This is a genomic window from Rothia sp. HMSC064D08, assembly GCF_001809525.1.
In the GTDB taxonomy this organism is placed as follows: Bacteria; Actinomycetota; Actinomycetes; order Actinomycetales; family Micrococcaceae; genus Rothia; species Rothia dentocariosa.
On sequence record NZ_KV797895.1, the window covers coordinates 314,168 to 331,443 of the forward strand.

16 protein-coding genes are annotated in these 17,276 nt (G+C 59.1%); 12 read left to right on the forward strand and 4 right to left on the reverse strand.

The window, feature by feature from the left end:
* The first annotated feature begins 89 nt into the window (after positions 1–89).
* Entirely contained in the window at positions 90–1,214 is a 1,125-nt protein-coding gene (locus HMPREF2625_RS03665; protein ID WP_070521897.1) for a methionine ABC transporter ATP-binding protein, read from the forward strand.
* On the forward strand, positions 1,214–1,921 hold the full coding sequence (locus tag HMPREF2625_RS03670) for a methionine ABC transporter permease (protein WP_013397874.1): 708 nt from the start codon (positions 1,214–1,216) through the stop codon (positions 1,919–1,921). Before HMPREF2625_RS03665 ends, HMPREF2625_RS03670 begins: the two co-directional genes overlap by 1 nt.
* 391 nt (positions 1,922–2,312) lie before the next feature.
* On the opposite strand, the gene HMPREF2625_RS03675 is transcribed toward HMPREF2625_RS03670, so the two are convergent.
* Together HMPREF2625_RS03675 and HMPREF2625_RS03680 are read right to left on the reverse strand one after the other, a co-directional pair.
* Positions 2,313–3,140 (reverse strand): DUF1109 domain-containing protein, encoded by an 828-nt coding sequence (locus tag HMPREF2625_RS03675; RefSeq protein ID WP_070521900.1) that lies wholly within the window; start codon positions 3,138–3,140, stop codon positions 2,313–2,315.
* Position 3,141: 1 nt separating this feature from the next.
* Positions 3,142–3,900, reverse strand: coding sequence for an HAD family hydrolase (locus HMPREF2625_RS03680; protein WP_070521903.1), 759 nt, complete (start codon positions 3,898–3,900; stop codon positions 3,142–3,144).
* A 168-nt stretch (positions 3,901–4,068) separates the two neighbouring features.
* On the opposite strand from HMPREF2625_RS03680, the gene HMPREF2625_RS03685 reads away from it, so the two are divergent.
* Together HMPREF2625_RS03685 and HMPREF2625_RS03690 are read left to right on the forward strand one after the other, a co-directional pair.
* Positions 4,069–4,374, forward strand: coding sequence for a type II toxin-antitoxin system Phd/YefM family antitoxin (locus HMPREF2625_RS03685; RefSeq protein WP_070521906.1), 306 nt, complete (start codon positions 4,069–4,071; stop codon positions 4,372–4,374).
* Between the two features lie 3 nt (positions 4,375–4,377).
* Complete coding sequence (locus HMPREF2625_RS03690; RefSeq protein ID WP_070521909.1) at positions 4,378–4,797, forward strand: type II toxin-antitoxin system VapC family toxin; 420 nt, start codon at positions 4,378–4,380, stop codon at positions 4,795–4,797.
* A 65-nt stretch (positions 4,798–4,862) separates the two neighbouring features.
* On the opposite strand, the gene HMPREF2625_RS03695 is transcribed toward HMPREF2625_RS03690, so the two are convergent.
* Together HMPREF2625_RS03695 and HMPREF2625_RS03700 are read right to left on the reverse strand one after the other, a co-directional pair.
* A complete protein-coding gene (locus tag HMPREF2625_RS03695; protein WP_070521912.1) occupies positions 4,863–6,290 on the reverse strand; it encodes an FtsX-like permease family protein in 1,428 nt (475 codons plus the stop codon).
* Between the two features lie 2 nt (positions 6,291–6,292).
* Positions 6,293–7,339 carry an ABC transporter ATP-binding protein gene (locus HMPREF2625_RS03700; protein ID WP_246826632.1) on the reverse strand — a complete coding sequence of 349 codons (1,047 nt, stop codon included), beginning with the start codon at positions 7,337–7,339 and terminating at the stop codon, positions 6,293–6,295.
* Between the two features lie 163 nt (positions 7,340–7,502).
* On the opposite strand from HMPREF2625_RS03700, the gene HMPREF2625_RS03705 reads away from it, so the two are divergent.
* The 8 genes from HMPREF2625_RS03705 (at position 7,503) to HMPREF2625_RS03740 (ending at position 17,272) form a co-directional block, all read left to right on the forward strand.
* The gene (locus tag HMPREF2625_RS03705) at positions 7,503–8,768 is read left to right on the forward strand and encodes a histidine phosphatase family protein (protein ID WP_070522618.1); all 1,266 of its coding nucleotides are present in this window, start codon (positions 7,503–7,505) and stop codon (positions 8,766–8,768) included.
* Positions 8,758–9,219 carry a VanZ family protein gene (locus HMPREF2625_RS03710; protein WP_371440641.1) on the forward strand — a complete coding sequence of 154 codons (462 nt, stop codon included), beginning with the start codon at positions 8,758–8,760 and terminating at the stop codon, positions 9,217–9,219. The genes HMPREF2625_RS03705 and HMPREF2625_RS03710 overlap by 11 nt, the downstream gene beginning before the upstream one ends.
* Positions 9,220–9,653: 434 nt before the next feature.
* Positions 9,654–10,445 carry a DeoR/GlpR family DNA-binding transcription regulator gene (locus HMPREF2625_RS03715; protein ID WP_013397862.1) on the forward strand — a complete coding sequence of 264 codons (792 nt, stop codon included), beginning with the start codon at positions 9,654–9,656 and terminating at the stop codon, positions 10,443–10,445.
* Positions 10,442–11,392: a 1-phosphofructokinase family hexose kinase gene (locus HMPREF2625_RS03720; RefSeq protein WP_070521921.1), complete on the forward strand. Its 951-nt coding sequence runs from the start codon at positions 10,442–10,444 to the stop codon at positions 11,390–11,392. The genes HMPREF2625_RS03715 and HMPREF2625_RS03720 overlap by 4 nt, the downstream gene beginning before the upstream one ends.
* Before the next feature lie 139 nt (positions 11,393–11,531).
* The gene (locus HMPREF2625_RS03725; RefSeq protein WP_070521923.1) at positions 11,532–13,610 is read left to right on the forward strand and encodes a PTS fructose transporter subunit IIABC; all 2,079 of its coding nucleotides are present in this window, start codon (positions 11,532–11,534) and stop codon (positions 13,608–13,610) included.
* A 41-nt stretch (positions 13,611–13,651) separates the two neighbouring features.
* Entirely contained in the window at positions 13,652–15,346 is a 1,695-nt protein-coding gene (gene ptsP, locus HMPREF2625_RS03730; RefSeq protein ID WP_004005598.1) for a phosphoenolpyruvate--protein phosphotransferase, read from the forward strand.
* A 189-nt stretch (positions 15,347–15,535) separates the two neighbouring features.
* Complete coding sequence (locus tag HMPREF2625_RS03735; protein WP_013397859.1) at positions 15,536–15,814, forward strand: HPr family phosphocarrier protein; 279 nt, start codon at positions 15,536–15,538, stop codon at positions 15,812–15,814.
* A 357-nt stretch (positions 15,815–16,171) separates the two neighbouring features.
* On the forward strand, positions 16,172–17,272 hold the full coding sequence (locus HMPREF2625_RS03740; protein WP_070448847.1) for a lipid II:glycine glycyltransferase FemX: 1,101 nt from the start codon (positions 16,172–16,174) through the stop codon (positions 17,270–17,272).
* Positions 17,273–17,276 lie beyond the last annotated feature (4 nt).

The following is a 17,276-nucleotide window of genomic DNA, read 5'->3' on the forward strand; positions in this document are numbered from 1 at the left end:
AATACATGCGGATGCGCGCCGCCGAGCACAAGCGCATCCGGTGTATTCCGTCCCAGCCCTAAAACACACGAGAGCAAAGAGAGCGTACAGTGAGCGAACAGGCAGCCCCGTGGGCGAAGAACCCAGAGCCCGGCGCCACCACACCGAAGGGTACTAACACCCTCATCAGCCCCGGCGCAGCGGACACCGGCGCCGAGCCCATGGTCACGATCGATAACGTCTCCAAAATTTTCGGCAAGGGCAAGAAAGAAGTTGCCGCCGTCAAAAACGTTTCCCTCACCGTCAAGAAGGGCGAGATCTTCGCGATTATCGGCTACTCGGGCGCAGGTAAATCTACCCTGGTGCGCCTGATCAACGGGCTGGAGAGCACCACCAGCGGCACCCTGACCGTGGACGGCTTCGAGATTTCCGGTAAACGTGACCTTGAGCTGCAAAAAGTCCGTACCAATATCGGCATGATCTTCCAGCAGTTCAACCTCATGAACTCGCGCACCGTAGCCCAAAACGTGGAGTTCCCGCTCAAGGTCGCCGGGTGGAGCAAAGGAGAACGCACCAAACGCGTGCAGGAAATGCTCGAATTCGTGGGCTTGGCAGACCGCGCGAAATACTATCCGAGCCAGCTTTCCGGTGGGCAGAAACAGCGTGTGGGTATTGCCCGTGCGCTCGCTACGAAGCCTTCCCTGCTGTTGGCGGATGAGGCAACCAGTGCTCTTGACCCGGAAACCACGCATGAGGTGCTTGAGCTGCTCAAAGAGGTCAATCGTGAGCTTGGGATTACGGTCATCGTGATTACCCACGAAATGGATGTTGTTTCCTCGATCGCCGATCGTGTGGCGGTCATGGAAGAAGGCCGCGTGGTCGAAACCGGAAGCGTTTACGAGGTTTTCTCGAATCCGCAGACCGAGGTTGCGCAACGATTCGTGGCGACCACCGTCAAGCAGAGCCCCACCGGCGATGCGGCTGCCGCGCTGCGCAATAACCACAAGGGCTACCTGGTGAACGTCGAGATCGTGGAAGGCAACCAGGAACTCGGCAAAATCCTGGCGTACCTGGGCTCGCGGAACGTGCGCTTCAATATTGTGCACGGCGGCATTGAGACCTTGCAGGGGAAAGCCTACGGAACCCTCACCCTCGAACTTCTTGGCGATGTGACGAGTATTGATGCCGCGGTTGCCGAGCTGAAGACCGTAACCCGCGTACAGGAGGTGCGCTAATGTCTGCACTTGTGACTACTCTGCCGTTAGCGGCATCAACCCGGTCGGTGAATTGGGATACCTTTATTCCCGATAAGCTGGTTCCCGCCATCTTCGATACCCTGTACATGGTCTCTGTAACGATGGTGATTGCCGGTCTTCTCGGTCTGATCATGGGTGCCTTGCTGTACACCACGCGCACCGGAAATATCTTCCAGAACCGGTTTGCTTACACGGTGCTGAACGTTCTGGTGAATATCGTGCGGCCTATCCCGTTCATTATTCTAATCGCGGCTTTAGGACCGCTCACCAGCGCGGTAGTACAGACCCGTCTAGGCATAAACGCGGCGATCTTCGCAATGACCTTCGGCGCATCCTTCGCTATTGCGCGCATTGTGGAGCAGAACATGGTCTCGATCGACCCTGGCGTGATTGAGGCTGCCCGCGCGATGGGTGCTTCCAAGCTGCGGATTCTCTTCACCGTGATGATCCCCGAATCGCTCGGACCGCTGATCCTGGGCTACACCTTCATCGTGATCGGCGTGGTCGATATGTCGGCCATGGCCGGGTATGTGGGCGGCGGCGGCCTGGGTAAGGTCGCTATCGTTGACGGCTACCAGAGGTTCCAGGATCAGATCACCTGGGCTGTGGTTGCGGTCATTATCGTGCTGGTGCAGCTCGTGCAGCTCATCGGCAATATGCTGGCAAAGAAGGCTCTGCGCCGGTAGGATTCGCCGGATTAGGCACACTCAAGGGGTTTCCCATGAAGCAATCGTGTTTCGTGGGAAACCCCTTGAGTTATGTTTGGGCTTATGAATGAATAGTGCAGCCCGAGCCTGGTTCCTATTTGTGTTTCTCGCGTGTGCCGGGTGAGCGGGTTTTTCTCGAAAATGCCACAGAGGTAACGGGGAACTGTCGGCCCGTGGAATGTTGTTGGCGCATCCCGCATCATCCCATGCGAGTTGCGAGTTTTGCGTCGTGAGCGTCAGCGAACGCGCAATGTTTGAGCTGGAGCATGGTGGTGATGCGGGCGTCCAATCACGCGAGCATCCGGTCGCTCACTGGCTGAGGCAGGAAACCACCCGCCCGTGCCCATCACAACATCCGTAACCGCATCCGCTACGACGAGGAATCGTCTTTATGACGCGGGTTGAGCATCCCCGGACGGTACCGCGGAATCTGCGGTGCATCGCCGGTTGTACCCTTCTGCTGGGCGTAGTCGGTGGGGCGCAGCACTCGTTCGTCGTCGTCCTGCTGCGTGTATTCGCCGAGCGCCATCATGCCGTAGATGAGCGCCGCGAAAATCAGCAGGGTCGTGCCGATCTCGCCCCACATGACGATGTGATTGCGCCTAAGCGTATCGTCCACATGCGCATAAATAATCGGCACCACCGAGAAACACCCCAGAATGGATGCGGTTCCCGCCGCCGCAAGCACATGCGGCAGTATCCACCAGCGGCTTCGTTCGCCGCGTTTGAGCGCGCTCTCCCCGGGCAGGCGCAGCCAGGCGAAGAGGCGACGGCGCACCGCGACCCAGCCGAAGATGCCTGCTCCGAAGGCGAGAGCACCGGGGAGTGAAAGGTACAGGGCACCTGAGAGCATGCCCGAGAGCGTGAGGGTTACCCCGACCGCCACGGCAATCAGGCTGAGGGCGTTCACCAGGCGGCGGCGCGCCCGCACCTTCAGGTGGTCGATGAGTTCTGGGGGAACCGCATCCGGGTCAGGTTTTTCTTCCCAGAACGGGCGGTAGTATTCGAGTTCTTCGGCGCTCATGTTCTCAAAGCGCAAACCGTAGCGCCCCTGCCCGCTCTGATACTGCCCGCGCGAGGTTTGTTCATGCTGATTCGGGCGAGCCTGTTCAGCCCGATTTCGCGCTGAGTTCTTCTCAGGTTGGTCGCCAAAATTCTGCTCGTTGCGGGCATCTTTACCCGAGTTCTGAGGTGTCATTTTAGCTCTCCATCATCAGGGTTGTGGATGCTTTCACCGCCGAATCCTCCAGCCGTGCCACCCAGTCGCGCGCCGTGCGCCAAAGCTGCGGGTCGGTAAACGTGTCGAAGTGCCCAAACCCGCGCGGTGCCCCCGCAAAGTCACCGTGGGGCACGTAAACAAGAACCTTAGTTCCGGCGTCTCGTGCCGCCTGCGCGCCCGCCGGTGAGTCTTCGATCGTGAGCGCATCCGGCCCGGCGAACCCTAGGCGACGTGCCGCCTCCCGGTAGATGTCGGGTGCGGGTTTGCCGTGGGGAACGTCGTCGCAGCTGACCCAGGTGCGCACGAGCGGGGCGTACCCGTAGGTGTGCATTTTGGTGTCGAGAATGCCTGCCGTGGAGTTGGATGCGACGGCCACGGGCATATGCTCGCCCAGGTAGCTGAGGAATTCTTGGGCACCGGGTACGAGGTCCACACCGGCGTTGATAATATCTGCTTCGATGCGCGCAAGTTCAGTGAGCGTATTGTGCTGATGCTGGGCGTATTCCTGGGTGTTGTTAGGGTCGCCGGTGTATGAGAGACGGGCGAGCGTTTCTGCAACCTGATACGCGGAAAGCCCGGTTAACTGCTCTTCGAGGTCGTCGCTAAAGGGGATATTCCAACGGTTGAAGAGTTCGCGCTGCACGCGGTTCCAGGCGGTCTCGGAATCGAGAAGAACCCCGTCGCAGTCGAAGATTGCGCAGCGGGGGAACCAGGATGCGGGCACGGTGTGTTCAAACATGTCTCCATCTTCTCACACCCGCCCTCCTATTACTCCTATTCCGCGAGCAGGTGGTTTTTGGTCCGAGCAGGTAGGAAAATCCTACCTTTTCGGCAAAATCCTACCTGCTCGCGGTATTCTGAAATATAGTAACATTACTACAATCGGACTTTGGGGGGAGAGAAAACTATGACGACTACAGTATCAGCACGCGAATTTAATCAGAATGCCAGTGCCGCTCTGCGCCTTGCCGCGGAAGAACCCGTCTTTATTACCAAACGCGGCACACCGACCAACGTTATTTTGAGTATTGAAGACTATCAACGACTGGCCCAACCGCAACCTCGGCGTTCCTTGGCGGATGCGCTTTCCACCATGTCGGCAGAGGCGGGCGAGATTGATTTTGATATTGATCGCGAACCGAGCATCCCAAATCCTCACCGCGAGGTAGACTTCGCAGAAGACGGCGACCTTTTCGGCAGCGAGGAGAACTAATCCGTGTACCTTGCCGATACAAATGTGATCTCCGAACTGCGTAAATATCGCTCGGGCAGAATGCATCCTTCGGTGCGCCATTGGGTGGAACACGTAGACGTGAACGACGTGTATATCAGTGTGATTAGCATGATGGAGATTCGCACAGGAATCCTGCGGCATGCCCGTAAAGATGCGGCCCAGGCTCAGATTCTGCAGCAGTGGTTTTCTCATGAGCTTGCGCCGGAGTTTGCGGGGCGCATCCTGCCGGTTTCTTTAGAGGTTGCTCTTACCTGCGCTGAACTCCACGTGCCGCATAAGAAATCAGAATACGATGCGCTGATCGGCGCCACTGCCCGAGAACACCATCTGATGTTGGTGACTCGTAACGTTGCAGATTTTCAGGGCATGGACCTCGATATTCTCAACCCGTTCGAGTTTTAGTCTTAACGCTTAGTGTATGCCGCGAGCAGGTAGGAAAATCCTACCTGCTCGCGGAAAAGAAAACGCTACACCGCCGAGACCGGTTTGCGGCTGACCTGTTCCATAACGGGCCCGGTTGCCGCCAGCGCCGCAAACACCAATCCCAGCCCCATCACGATCGAGCCGAATACCAGTGCTGCGGTGTACAGCAGCCCCGTCTCGGTGAGTGCCGAACCAAGCAGCAGCACGAATAGCGGCAGTGCCACCACCGCAGACATACAGCTCACCAACAGCAGCGGACCAAACACCACGATGCGCCTCGAACGTTTGAGCACCGTAGCTTCGGTACCCATCATCCGCAGAGAAGAATATAACGACCCGCGCTCGTAAATGGCGGCGGACTGGTTCAGTAGCGCCGAAAGCGCCACCAGCAGGTAGGAGAGGAACAGCACCAGCACCAGACCCTGCAGTATATCCCCAATAAGATAGGACTCCGCCGAGCCTTCTTCCACACCCGGCGCGGAATTGACCATGCCCAGAATCGGCCCCACGAAAGCGGCAATAAACGTGGTCATGGCAACCCCGGAGACCTGCCGCCAGGCGGCGCGCGGCGATTCCAAAATGGAGCGATATGCCAGCAGGGTTGCGGGGGTGCGGGCGGTGCGAACCCGAATGCGGGCGTACAGGCCCACCACGAACCCGCCAATCAGGTCTACGGCGAGCATCGTGAGCAGGATCGGCAGCCCAAACATGATGGTGGTTACTAGTACCAACACGAACCCGTTCGAGCCCATCGAATCAGCGGCGAGATTCATAATGTGGGAGGCAATCGCCCCGATGAAGCCCACCACTAGAAGCGCACAGCCCAGAATGAGGGCGCGTTTACCCAGGGACGGCTTATCCGAACGGGTGCGTACCCCCAGCGGGCTGATGGTCACCTTCGAGAGCCCAAAGAGCGAACTGGTTGCGGCGATGATCAGACTCACAAACCCGCAGACCAGCACGATGGGCAGGGGCAGCAGCATATTTTCGGGACCCAGCGGGATGTTCTGGAAACGCAGCATCCCGAAAGGCAGCACCAGAACCAGGTACACGATAAACCCGAGCACGAACCCAACCGCAGCGTAGATCACGGAATCGAGCATGGTGTAGAGGGTAAGCCGCCGGGTGGAGGCGCCCAGCAGCCGCAGGGTTGCCAGGCGGTCGTCGCGGCGGCGTGCGCTGAGCCGTGCCGCGGATGCGCCGAGCGTGAAGAGCGGGGTGAGCAGCAGGAACCCGCTGATCCAGGCGAGCATCAGGTATAGCGGCTGCATCGTGTGTGCCGTGTTTTTGGTGCCGGATCCCGCCTCGACCGAGGTGGCCGTGCTGGCATCCCCGCCCAGCCAGGTGTAGAAGGCGTGAATACCTCCGGCGATCAGCAGAAAGAGCGCCGCGGATGCGGCAAACGCAAGCACAGGAAGGATCGCCTGGGATGTGGGCAGGGTGCGGCGCGCGAGAAGTTTGAAGGTCTGCATTCTTAGGCGCCTTTCCCCAGGAGGCCGCGCATCGAGAAAAGACGCCGGGCGGGTTTATACGGCGCGGGTGCATGGTTGCGTGAGGCCGCGGTGTGCGCCGTGCCCGGAGCATGGGCGGGGGAGTAGCGAACGTTCGCGGGCGGCTGGGTTTGTGCAGAAACCCGGTTGTATGTTTGGGGCGGGTTTACCGCGGGGTTCCCCGGTTGGAAGACGCCCGGCTGCGCGGAGGGAGCGGGTGCCGCATCCTGAGGCGGTACCGGCTGGCTCGGCGGTGCGGGCACCCGATACTGTACCGATTCCCCGCCCTGCTGACCGGGCGCGGTGGGACTCTGCCGGTTATCCTGCACAATCTGTCCGTCGTGCAGATGAATTGTGCGGGAGCATTGCGCCGCAACCTGCGGATCGTGGGTGACGATCACGAGGGTTTTACCCTGCTGCGGAACGAGTGTGAGCAGAAGATCCATGACCTCTTGGGCGGTCACGCTGTCGAGTGCGCCGGTGGGTTCATCCGCAAAGGTAATCGGCGCACCGGTAATCTGTGAACGCGCAATTGCCACGCGCTGTGCTTGCCCGCCGGAAAGTTCGCCGATGCGTTTCTCGCACATGTCGCCTAGCCCCAGCCGGGCGAGCAGGTTTGCGGATGCGGTGCGTGCCTGCTCGCGCGACATCCCGGAGATCATGGCGGCGAGCGAGACGTTTTCTTCTGCGGTGAGTTCGGGGATGAGAAGTCCCTGCTGAAAGATGAATCCGAAGGAGTTTGCGCGCAGGCTTGTGCGCTGTTTTTCGCTTAGGGCGCCGAGTTCAACGCGCCCGCCCGGTATCTCGGGTCCGCCGCCGAGCACCTGAACGGTGCCCGAGTCTATGCGAATAATGCCGGAGAGCGCGTGCAGAAGCGTGGTTTTTCCGGAACCGGAGGGTCCCATAACGGCCACGGATTCGCCGGGGTAAATATCGAGCGAAATATCGCGCAGTACTGTGTGCTGTCCGTAGGATTTGGTAAGGTTGCGCACCGAGATAACGGGTGCGTATGAGGTGTAAGAAGTATTCATAGCATCCATTTTTCCAAGGGTGACGGGGCGTTTTTATCCGTCTGCGGAGTGAAAAAATGCGGCGATAACGCCGGGTTTTGTGCGGGTTGTCATCCCTAAGGATGAGCGGGGAGTGTTCTGGGATACGGCTCTAAATCGTGCGGATGATGCCATACTTAAGACCATGACTGACGCACAGACCCACCATGAACACGCTGAAACGCCCGGTAAGATTTTTCTGCTTCGGCACGGGCAGACCGACTGGAATATAAATCACCGGTTTCAGGGCAGAACCGATATTCCACTGAACGATACGGGGCGTGAACAGGTTCGGGGTGCCGTGCCGCAGCTGCGTGAGATGGCTCAGCGCGGCGTGCAGATTGACGGTGTGGTTTCGTCCCCGCTTGAGCGCGCGGCGGAGAGCGGGCAAATTGTTGCTCGGGAGCTTGGGGTGCCGTATCTGGGTGCATACGCGGGGCTAGAAGAACGCTCATTCGGTGATTTGGAGGGTGAGGCTGCAACCCCTGAGCTGGTGGCGGCATCCCGCACGGATGGGCATAAATACGGGGTTGAGGAACGCGAGGCCCTGGTGAGCCGCGCCCTGACCGCCCTGAACCGGGTGCGCCGCGAGCATGAGGGCAAGAACATTGTGGTGGCTACCCACGGCATGCTGATTGCGGTGACGATGACCGTGCTTCTTGAAGGCCGCGAGCATGAGGGCTACGAGACGATTGACGGCATGTTCCCGATTCCTCCGAATGCTTCGCTCACCGAGCTTCCCACCGATTATCTTGACGATGCGATTGATGCCCACGTACTGGTTAACCGCCAGCCTAAGCTGCACGCCGAACCTTTCCCTAAGAATCTGGCGGGCGGTTCGCTCACGCTGATTCGCCACGGACAGACCGAGTGGAATAAGAACCAGCTCATGCAAGGTATCAGCGATATTCCGCTGAACGACACCGGTCGCGCACAGGCGCGTGAAACCGGGGCGAAGCTGCGCAGTCTGGGTTTGAGCTATGACCGTGTGATTTCTTCACCGCTGTCGCGGGCCTATGAAACCGCGCAGCTTGTGGGCGAGGATTTCGGGCTTCCGGTCAGTGAAACCTACCCTGACTTGGTGGAACGTGATTATGGTGCCGCCGAGGGCGTGAATATTCCCGTTCCCGAGCGGCGCGCCCCCGACCGCTACTATCCGCAGGTAGAGACCGAACGCGATGTGTATGTGCGTGCTGTGCGTGTTCTGCGTGAGATTGTGCGCCAGTATCCCGGGGAGCGCATCATCGTAGTGAGCCACGGGAGTCTGATTCGCCGCGCTATTTCGGCGGCGCAGGGGTACGAGCATACGCAGACTGTGCCGAACGCTGAGCCTTTAGAGGTCGATCTTAAGGGGCTTTTTGCCTTTGATGAGAGCACGGTGTTTGATGAGCGGGGTCGTCTTGTCTGGTAGATCTGGCAGAGTGTTCTGGGTAATCGGATGGGCGCTTTTCGCGCTGTATTGTACCGCCGTTGCAACGATCGTGTTCGCCCCGCAGCATGTGGACGATAACGAGGCGGGCTCTCGTCTGGCTTCGCTTCTTGACGCCGGTCACGCCCAGGGCTGGCTGCCCGGGTTTATCACCTATGCGAGCATCGAACAACTCTCGAATGTCATCATGTTTGCCCCCGGCGGGTTTTTGCTCATGCTGTTGCTGTTCTGCCGTGCCCGCCCGTGGCGAAGGGTAGGGGTAATCACTCTGGGCGCGGTGGCGGTCAGTGCCGGAATCGAGCTCATTCAAACGGCGATGCCCGAACGCACCGGCGACCCCATAGACGTGCTCATGAACGGGACGGGTGCGTTTGTTGGTTCCCTGACCGCCTGGGGTATACGTGCTTTCTTGATGCGCTGGGTTAAGAGGTAGTTCACGGATATGGATGCTTCCGCTTCGCTCCGACGGTAGAGACAGCCCTAGGTACTCGCTGTAAGCCTGCACATCCTGAAAGCGCCACGCACTAGAAAACCTTTATGGTTCAAAGGCAGATCAAAACTACTCGCGCCCGAACTTCAGAAGCCGCGCATCCGGTGTGGGTTTAGATGCGTTGTGGGGTGAACAGTGTGTGTCTGTTGTGGATTATTTGACCTTAAGTGTGGTTTCGAGGGTAAATTCACAAAAAATCGATGATTTATCCGTGGGTTATCTTGACGCACCCACATAAACCCACATAAAATCAAGGGCAAGACTGTTGTCTTGAGTGGTGATACGCATTCGCCGTTCCGCCATGATACACAGACCTAAGAATTCGCGTGGAACGGTTCGTTCGCTCCACACCCATACCTTGAAAGTGATGTGCGCATATGTTTGCTGAAGAACGTCGTGCCGAAATTGCGAAGCTGGTATCTTCTGCGCGCCGCGTTAACGGTGCTGATCTTGCTCGACGCTATGACGTCACCATGGAGACTGTGCGACGAGACCTTGCCGCCCTCGAAGAAGCGGGTAAGCTGCGCCGCGTGCATGGCGGCGCCGTTACCGTTGAGCAGTCTACCTCCCTAGAGTCCTCTATTGCCTCACGTCAGGGCATGAATACTCCCGAGAAGCGCCGCATTGCCGCGAAGGCTTATGAGTATCTGCGTGACTCTGATGTGGGTTCAATTGTTCTTGACGCTGGCTCGACCATTGAGATTTTGGCGGACTATATTGGGTCAGAAAACTTTAGTCTCAAGACCGGCAGCGACCGCATCATTATTACCCATGCCCTGCACATTGCGGTCAAACTCGCTGAGGCAGAGGGGGTCACCCTCGAACTTGTGGGCGGTCAGCTGCGCAAGATGACGTGGGCGGCGATTGGTGCTCGTGCCGCCGAATATTTCGCCACGGTACGCCCCGATATTGCGTTTCTTGGCGCCAACGGCATAGACGCCGAATTTGGTGTTTCCACCCCCGGCATGAATGAGGCCATCGTGAAGACCGCGATCTGCAAATCGGCGCGGCGCGTGGTGCTTCTGTGCGATTCGGCGAAGTTCGGGCAGGAATCACTCGTGCGCTTCGCTGACTTCGAGAATATCGATACCATGATCACCGACCGCGCCCCCGATGGTGCGCTTGCTCAGGCTCTTGAAGCCGCTCATGTGGAGGTACTCATCGCATGATTCTGACTCTCACCGCTAACCCTAGTTTGGATCGCACGATCGAACTGGGCTCGCCTCTAGCACACGGCGCCGTTCAGCGTGCGGTAGGCGCGGTTCAAGACCCCGGCGGTAAAGGGGTCAATATTTCGCGTGCCTTACATACTTCTCGGGTGCCTACTGTTGCGGTGGTTCCGGGAGAGGCTACCGACCCCGTGCTGACCGCTCTTGCGGCGAGCGGCGTGCAGTTTGCGAATCTGCCCACGGGTGAGCCTATCCGCTCGAATATCACCGTGGTTGATCCGGACGGCACGACTACTAAGCTTAACGCCCCCGGCACCGAGTTCACCCCTAAGCTGCGCGACGCCCTGGATGCGCTCGTGATCGCCCAATCAGAAAACGCAGATTGGGTGGTGCTCGCCGGTTCGCTGCCTGGCGGACTGGAGGCAACGTATTACGCCGAACTGTGTGCGAAGCTGCGCGCCAGCGGATATGAGGGCAAGATCGCCGTCGATACCTCTGAGGCGCCGCTGATCGCCACCGTCGCGGGGCAGATAAAGCCTACGCTGATTAAGCCGAATTCTGAGGAGCTGGCGCAGCTGACCGGTGCCGAGAACTGGGAAGAGCTGGAATCAAGCCCCGAACTGACCGCACGTACCGCACGAACCTTGGTGAACGACGGTATTCCCTATGTGCTGGCAACCCTTGGCGGGTCCGGCGCGGTTCTCGTGACCGCCGAAGGTGCCTGGCATGCACAGCATGAACCCGTGAAGGTGCGCAGCACGGTGGGCGCAGGGGATTCGTCGCTCTCCGGTTTCCTCTATGCTTATGAGCGAGGGGAGTCGCCGCAGCAATGCCTTGTGCAGGCGGTTGCGCATGGCTCGGCGGCAGCATCTTTACCCGGAACACAAATGCCTTCGGCAGCCATGACAACCCCCGAGAAAGTAACCCTAAGGCAGCTTTCCAGTTAGCTTATATTCCATATCAGGCATATAGCATATAGCCTGGTCAACCCCTAAAAACAACATATTTACGGACACTTGAGTGCGTACTGAAAACGCCCACACAGGCATCATGGCGCACCGCATCATACGCCCCGAGGAGGGTATTATGTCTGAGCTTATTACCCCAGAGCTGGTGCTCCTAGACCAGAATCTGGGAGAGACTAAATTCGACGTCATCAGCAAGCTTGCGCATGCCGTCGTCGATGCCTCACGTGCCACCGACTACGATCAGCTGTACGCCGCTGCTGAAGCCCGCGAGTCCAAGACCGACACCGGCATCCCGGGCGGTATCGCTATTCCGCACTGCCGAAGCGCGGCGGTTACCGAACCCACCCTCGCGATGGCACGACCCAACCCCGGTGTGAGCTTCGGCGCGAAAGACGGTCCGGCCGATCTGATCTTCTTCATCGCCGCCCCCGATGGTGCCGACCAGGAACACCTGAAACTGCTCTCCACGTTGGCGCGTTCGCTCATGAAGAAGAGCTTCACCGCATCCCTGCGTGAGGCACAAACCCCCGAAGAAATCGTAGACCTCGTGAACGATGCGCTCGGCACCGGCGCCCCGAAGAAGGCTCCCGCCTCCGCCGACTCGGCAGCATCGAACGCGCAAAAGGCGGGTGCAGGCGCATCCGCTCAAGCTGCAGCGGCACAGACCGACTCCGCAGAAGCGACTGCATCCGAGAAGCCAGCCACCAAGAAAATCGTGGCGGTCACCGCCTGCCCCACCGGCATCGCGCACACCTATATGGCGGCGGATGCCCTCAAATACGCTGCGGAAGACCTCGGCTACGACTTCAAGGTTGAGACTCAGGGGTCCTCCGGGAATGAAACCCTCACCCAGGCCGATATTGATGAAGCCGACGCTGTTATTTTCGCGGTCTCGGTGAACGTGCGTGACCGCAGCCGCTTCGCCGGTAAGCCCTACGTGGAGTCCCCGGTTAAACGCGGTATTGACGAGCCCGAAGCCATGCTGAACGAGGCCCTGGCCGAGGCTGAGAACCCCAATGGTAAGCGGGTGAGCGCCGCCGCATCCAGCGGGGAAGACACATCCTCAGCCGCCGAAGGCTCGTGGGGCTCGCGCATCTACAAGGCCGTGATGACCGGTGTTTCGTACATGATCCCGTTCGTCGCCGCCGGCGGTATTATCGTGGCTCTGGGCTTCATCCTCGAAGCAATCACCATGCCGAACCTGGGCGATGTCGATACCGAAAAAATCCTCGCCAACGCCACAATCTACAACCTGGGAGACACCCACTGGACCCTCTACCTGGGCGCGGTTCTGCAAACCATCGGTAAGTTCGGTCTTGACCTGATGGTTCCCGCGCTCGCCGCCTTTATCGCTTATGGTTTGGCGCAGCGCCCCGGTATTGCGCCCGGCTTTATCGCCGGTTCCGTCGCGGTCGCCGTGAAGGCTGGCTTCCTCGGCGGTATCGTCGGCGGTCTGCTCGCCGGTCTAATTGCCTACGGTTTAGGCACCCTCAAACTGCCGCGCTGGCTCGGTTCGATGATGCCCGTGGTCATTACCCCGCTCATAACCTCACTCGTTGCGGGCGGCATCATGTACTTGCTGTTGGGCGCGCCGCTGGCGTGGGTTCTCGAATCCCTGCAGAACTGGCTGACCTCCATGTCTGGCGCATCCGCTCTTGTTCTCGGCCTGATTCTGGGCGCCATGATGGCATCCGATCTGGGTGGCCCCATCAACAAGGCGGCTTACCTGTTCGCAACCGCCGGGCTTTCTTCGGGTGCCGATGTGAACAAGGAAATCATGGCGGCCGTAATTATCTCCGGTATGGTTCCGCCGCTGGCTATGGCGCTCGCCACCACCCTGCGCCCCAAGCTCTTCACCGAGCCCGAGCGTGAAAACGGCAAGGCCGCGTGGCTGCTGGGCGCATCCTTCATCTCTGAGGGCGCTATTCCGTTCGCCTCGGCAGACCCAGCGCGCGTGATCCCGTCCTCCATCGTAGGCGGCGCGATTGCCGGTGCTATTTCGATGAATGCGCATGTGGCATCCCCGGCACCGCACGGCGGTATCTGGATTATTGGTTTGAGCAACAATATTCCGATGTTCCTGCTCGCTGTTGTCGCCGGTACCGTCGTATCCGCCATCATCTATGTGCTGCTGAAGTCGATTGGCGCGAAGTCGCGGCAGACTGCGACCGAGACCCCAGCGAAGACCGCCGCATAAGCGTTACACTGTAGAGAACCCAACACGAAGGATATATCTTCATGACTACATATAAAGGCGTCGGTGTTTATGCCGGACGCGTTATTGGTCCCGTGCTACAGATGCCCGAGCCTATTCAAGAGCCTAAAGCCGGTCTGCGCCTAGACGGTGAAAGCCCCGAAGAGGCCGGTCAACGTATTCAAGATGCGTCGGTTCGCGTGAAAGAGGATCTGCTCGCACGCGCCGAAAACGCGGGCCGTGACGGCAAGGCCGTGCTCAAATCGACCTCGCAGATGGCGACTGACCGCGCCCTGATTAAGAGCGCCGTGAAGCTGGTTGAGACCCAGCAGATGGCACCTGAGCGCGCGATTTGGGAGGCAGCAACCTCGTTCGCCGACCAGATGGCTGCCCTTGGCGGTTACATGGCTGAGCGCGTCACCGATATTCACGATGTGCGCGCCCGTATTGTGGCGGAACTGACCGGTCAGCAGGCGCCGGGCATCCCTTTCGCGGAGGAGCCTTTCGTGCTCGCCGCAGTTGATCTTGCCCCCGCAGATACCGCGACCCTTGACCCGAAGAACGTGATCGCCCTGATCACTTCAGACGGCGGTCCGCAGGCGCATACCGCGATTTTGGCGCGTGGTCTGGGTCTTCCCGCTATTGTGGCGGCGAAGGGCGTTACCGATATTCCAGACGGCACCGAGGTCTATGTTGACTCAAATGCGGGTATCGTCAATACTGAGCCGACCGATGAAGACCGCGAAGCCGCCGAAAAATACGCTAACCGCAAACCTATCGCCGACTTCGACGGTAAAGGCGTGCTCGCCGATGGCACCCGCGTACCACTCTACGCGAATGTGGGCGACGGCAAATCCGCCGAGAAGGCTGCCAGCCTGAACGCCGAAGGCGTGGGTCTGCTGCGCACCGAGTTCGGCTTCCTGGGGCACGACGCCGAGCCGTCTATTGAGGCCCAGGCAGCAACTTACAAGTCTGTGTTTGATGCCTTCCCCGGCAAGCACATCGTGGTTCGCACCCTGGATGCGGGCGCCGATAAGCCGCTGCCCTTCCTGAACGTGAATCCCGAGGAAAACCCGGCGCTGGGTGTGCGCGGGTTCCGCACCGACTGGACTGTACCGGGCGTGCTGACTCGCCAGCTGGAGGCTATCAAGCAGGCATCCGAGGATTCCGACGCCGATATTTGGGTGATGGCACCGATGATTTCGACCACCTCCGAGGCTCGCAACTTTGCGAAAATGCTCAAGGAGGTCGGCCTGCCGGTACACGGCGTGATGGTTGAAACCCCCGCCGCCGCTGTGAACGCCGAAGCGATTTTGGGTGAGGTTGATTTCGTGTCGATCGGCACCAACGACCTGACCCAGTACACGATGGCTGCAGACCGTTTGCTGGGCGATCTGGCTCACTTGAACAACCCGTGGCAGCCTGCGGTGCTGAAGATGATTAAGCTGACCGTCAAGGGCGCTAAGCGAGCTTCGGTGAATGCTGGCGAGAAGAAGTATGTGAGCGTCTGCGGTGAGGCCGCCGCCGATCCGGCGCTGGCCGTGGTGTTGGTCGGCCTGGGGGTTGATACCCTCTCGATGAACGCCGGTGCTATCCCCGCGGTTGCGGCGGTGCTCAAGTCGGTGACCCTGGAGCAGGCACGTCATATCGCCAACAAGGCTTTGGAACAGATTTCCTCTGCCGAGGCGAAGGCTGCCGCCCGCGCTGAGCTGCCGATTCTGGACGAGCTCGGCCTCTAGAAGACGCCTCAAACCCGGTGGAGAAAAGGCTAACCCGGTGTTGAAAGTTTATTTCAAGATCGGGTGAGGCATTGGTCCCCAAACGGTGAGTAAAACTGTACAATTGAGGCAGGAAAACAGGGGGTGCATCCTCCTGTTTGATAAACATGGAGTCGATAACAGACGATTCCTTCACAAAGGAGAAAAACCATGGCAGAGGTTATTGCCACCATTGCAAGCCGCGTTGGTCTGCACGCACGTCCCGCAGCAATTTTTGCTGAGGCAGCTGGCGACCTCCCCGTTGAGGTCACCATTGCAGCCGAAGGCGAGCCCGCAGACGAGGCAATGGATGCGGCTTCGATCCTATCCCTGATGTCCTTGGGCGCTAAGCACGGTGACCGTGTGGTGCTCCGAGCAGAAGGTGAAGGCGCAGACGAAGCTCTAGAGACCCTGAAGAAGATTCTCGAAACCGACCACGACGCAGAGTAATCCTTCCGGCGACTCTCGCCAGCTTACCGGTATCCCGTCGCTTCACGTGCGGCGGGATACCTGCTTTAAAGCTCGGGCGCGCATCCGGTCTATTTTCCGCCTCATGCCTCAGCCAGCCCGATCAGGTCGGAAGGGGGGGGCATAAAAAGGCTCTTGATGCGAATGAAGCGGCGTTTTTAACTCTTTATTCGCATCAAGGTTCTTTTTAGGCGAGGCGAACCCCGCCGATGCACCAATCGCCGCGCCTCTTGTTAGACTTAAGGCGTGCGTGCGCCGCGAGCGCATCAAAAAGACCGCACAAGGTTCGCGGGCGATAGACGTTCGGAACACCCACCACCCCACGAGAGATAGAGACCCTTGCACGAAATTACGGCACGTTTTGCAACCCCAGCAGAAATTCAGGAGTGGGATACCCACGTGATCGCCAACCCGGACGGCGGAAATCTGCTGCAGTCCGCATCATTCGCAAAAGTCAAAGCCGACTACGGGTGGAAACCCCGCTATATCGTGTACGAAGGCACCGTCGATCGTGACGGCGAGAAGCAGCCTTTCGCCAGCTACAGCCTGGCGTTCGAGAAGAATATTCCGTTGCTGGGCAAACTCTGGTACTTCATCAAAGGCCCGGCGGTGCATGATGCCGATGAGCTGCCCGCCCTGCTGCAGGCGAACCGCCGCCTGATTACCGAGCAGAAATTGGGTGTTTTTGCCGTTAAGATCGAACCTGAAATCGTGGCGGATGAGCACGCCCAGCAGGTTATTGCGGGCACCGAGCTGGTTCGTACCGCCGATATTCAGCCGAATGACTACACCGCCATCCTCTCCACCGAAGGCACCGAGGAAGAGGTGCTCAAGTCGTTGTCTTCGCGCGGACGTAACGCTGTACGCCGCGCCACCCGTGAAGGCTGCGAGGTCAAACGGGTTGAGCTCACCGACGAAAATATGCGCGCCATGTATGCCCTTATGGATACCGTGGGCCAGGGCAAAGTTTCGCTTCTGCTGCGCCCCTACGAGTATTACCGCGACTTCTGGAAGGCCTTCGAGAACGCCGGGCAGGGCAGGCTCTACTTCACCTATGAAGACGGCAAACCTTCCGTGGGCGCCTACGTGATTAACTACGGCACGAAGGGCACCTATAAAGACGGCGGTTCTAAGCCGCGCCGTAAACAGTACGGTGACTCTCATCTGGTACAGTGGACTGCGATTACCGACCTCATGAAGGAGCACGGGATCAGCACCTATGACTTCTGCGGCACCCCGCCCGCCGCCGAACTCAAGAATAAGGAACACCCTTACTACGGTCTGGGTCTGTTCAAAACCTCGTTCACGAAGAACGTGACCGACTTCGTGGGCGTTTACGATCAGCCTATTTCAGAGCTCAAATATAAACTCTGGAACGCCGGTGTGGAGCGGCTGATGCTTCGCCTGTGGGTGAAGAAACACCACTATTCCTTCTACTAGGAAA

Bases quoted from the DNA above. Each gene is read 5' to 3' on its own strand.
- HMPREF2625_RS03720 (WP_070521921.1), top strand. From the start codon at position 10,442: ATGATTCTGACTCTCACCGCTAACCCTAGTTTGGATCGCACGATCGAA.
- HMPREF2625_RS03680 (WP_070521903.1), bottom strand. From the start codon at position 3,900: ATGTTTGAACACACCGTGCCCGCATCCTGGTTCCCCCGCTGCGCAATC.
- HMPREF2625_RS03725 (WP_070521923.1), top strand. From the start codon at position 11,532: ATGTCTGAGCTTATTACCCCAGAGCTGGTGCTCCTAGACCAGAATCTG.
- HMPREF2625_RS03735 (WP_013397859.1), top strand. From the start codon at position 15,536: ATGGCAGAGGTTATTGCCACCATTGCAAGCCGCGTTGGTCTGCACGCA.
- HMPREF2625_RS03675 (WP_070521900.1), bottom strand. From the start codon at position 3,140: ATGACACCTCAGAACTCGGGTAAAGATGCCCGCAACGAGCAGAATTTT.
- HMPREF2625_RS03670 (WP_013397874.1), top strand. From the start codon at position 1,214: ATGTCTGCACTTGTGACTACTCTGCCGTTAGCGGCATCAACCCGGTCG.
- HMPREF2625_RS03695 (WP_070521912.1), bottom strand. From the start codon at position 6,290: ATGCAGACCTTCAAACTTCTCGCGCGCCGCACCCTGCCCACATCCCAG.
- HMPREF2625_RS03685 (WP_070521906.1), top strand. From the start codon at position 4,069: ATGACGACTACAGTATCAGCACGCGAATTTAATCAGAATGCCAGTGCC.
- HMPREF2625_RS03700 (WP_246826632.1), bottom strand. From the start codon at position 7,339: ATGAATACTTCTTACACCTCATACGCACCCGTTATCTCGGTGCGCAAC.
- HMPREF2625_RS03705 (WP_070522618.1), top strand. From the start codon at position 7,503: ATGACTGACGCACAGACCCACCATGAACACGCTGAAACGCCCGGTAAG.
- HMPREF2625_RS03715 (WP_013397862.1), top strand. From the start codon at position 9,654: ATGTTTGCTGAAGAACGTCGTGCCGAAATTGCGAAGCTGGTATCTTCT.
- ptsP (WP_004005598.1), top strand. From the start codon at position 13,652: ATGACTACATATAAAGGCGTCGGTGTTTATGCCGGACGCGTTATTGGT.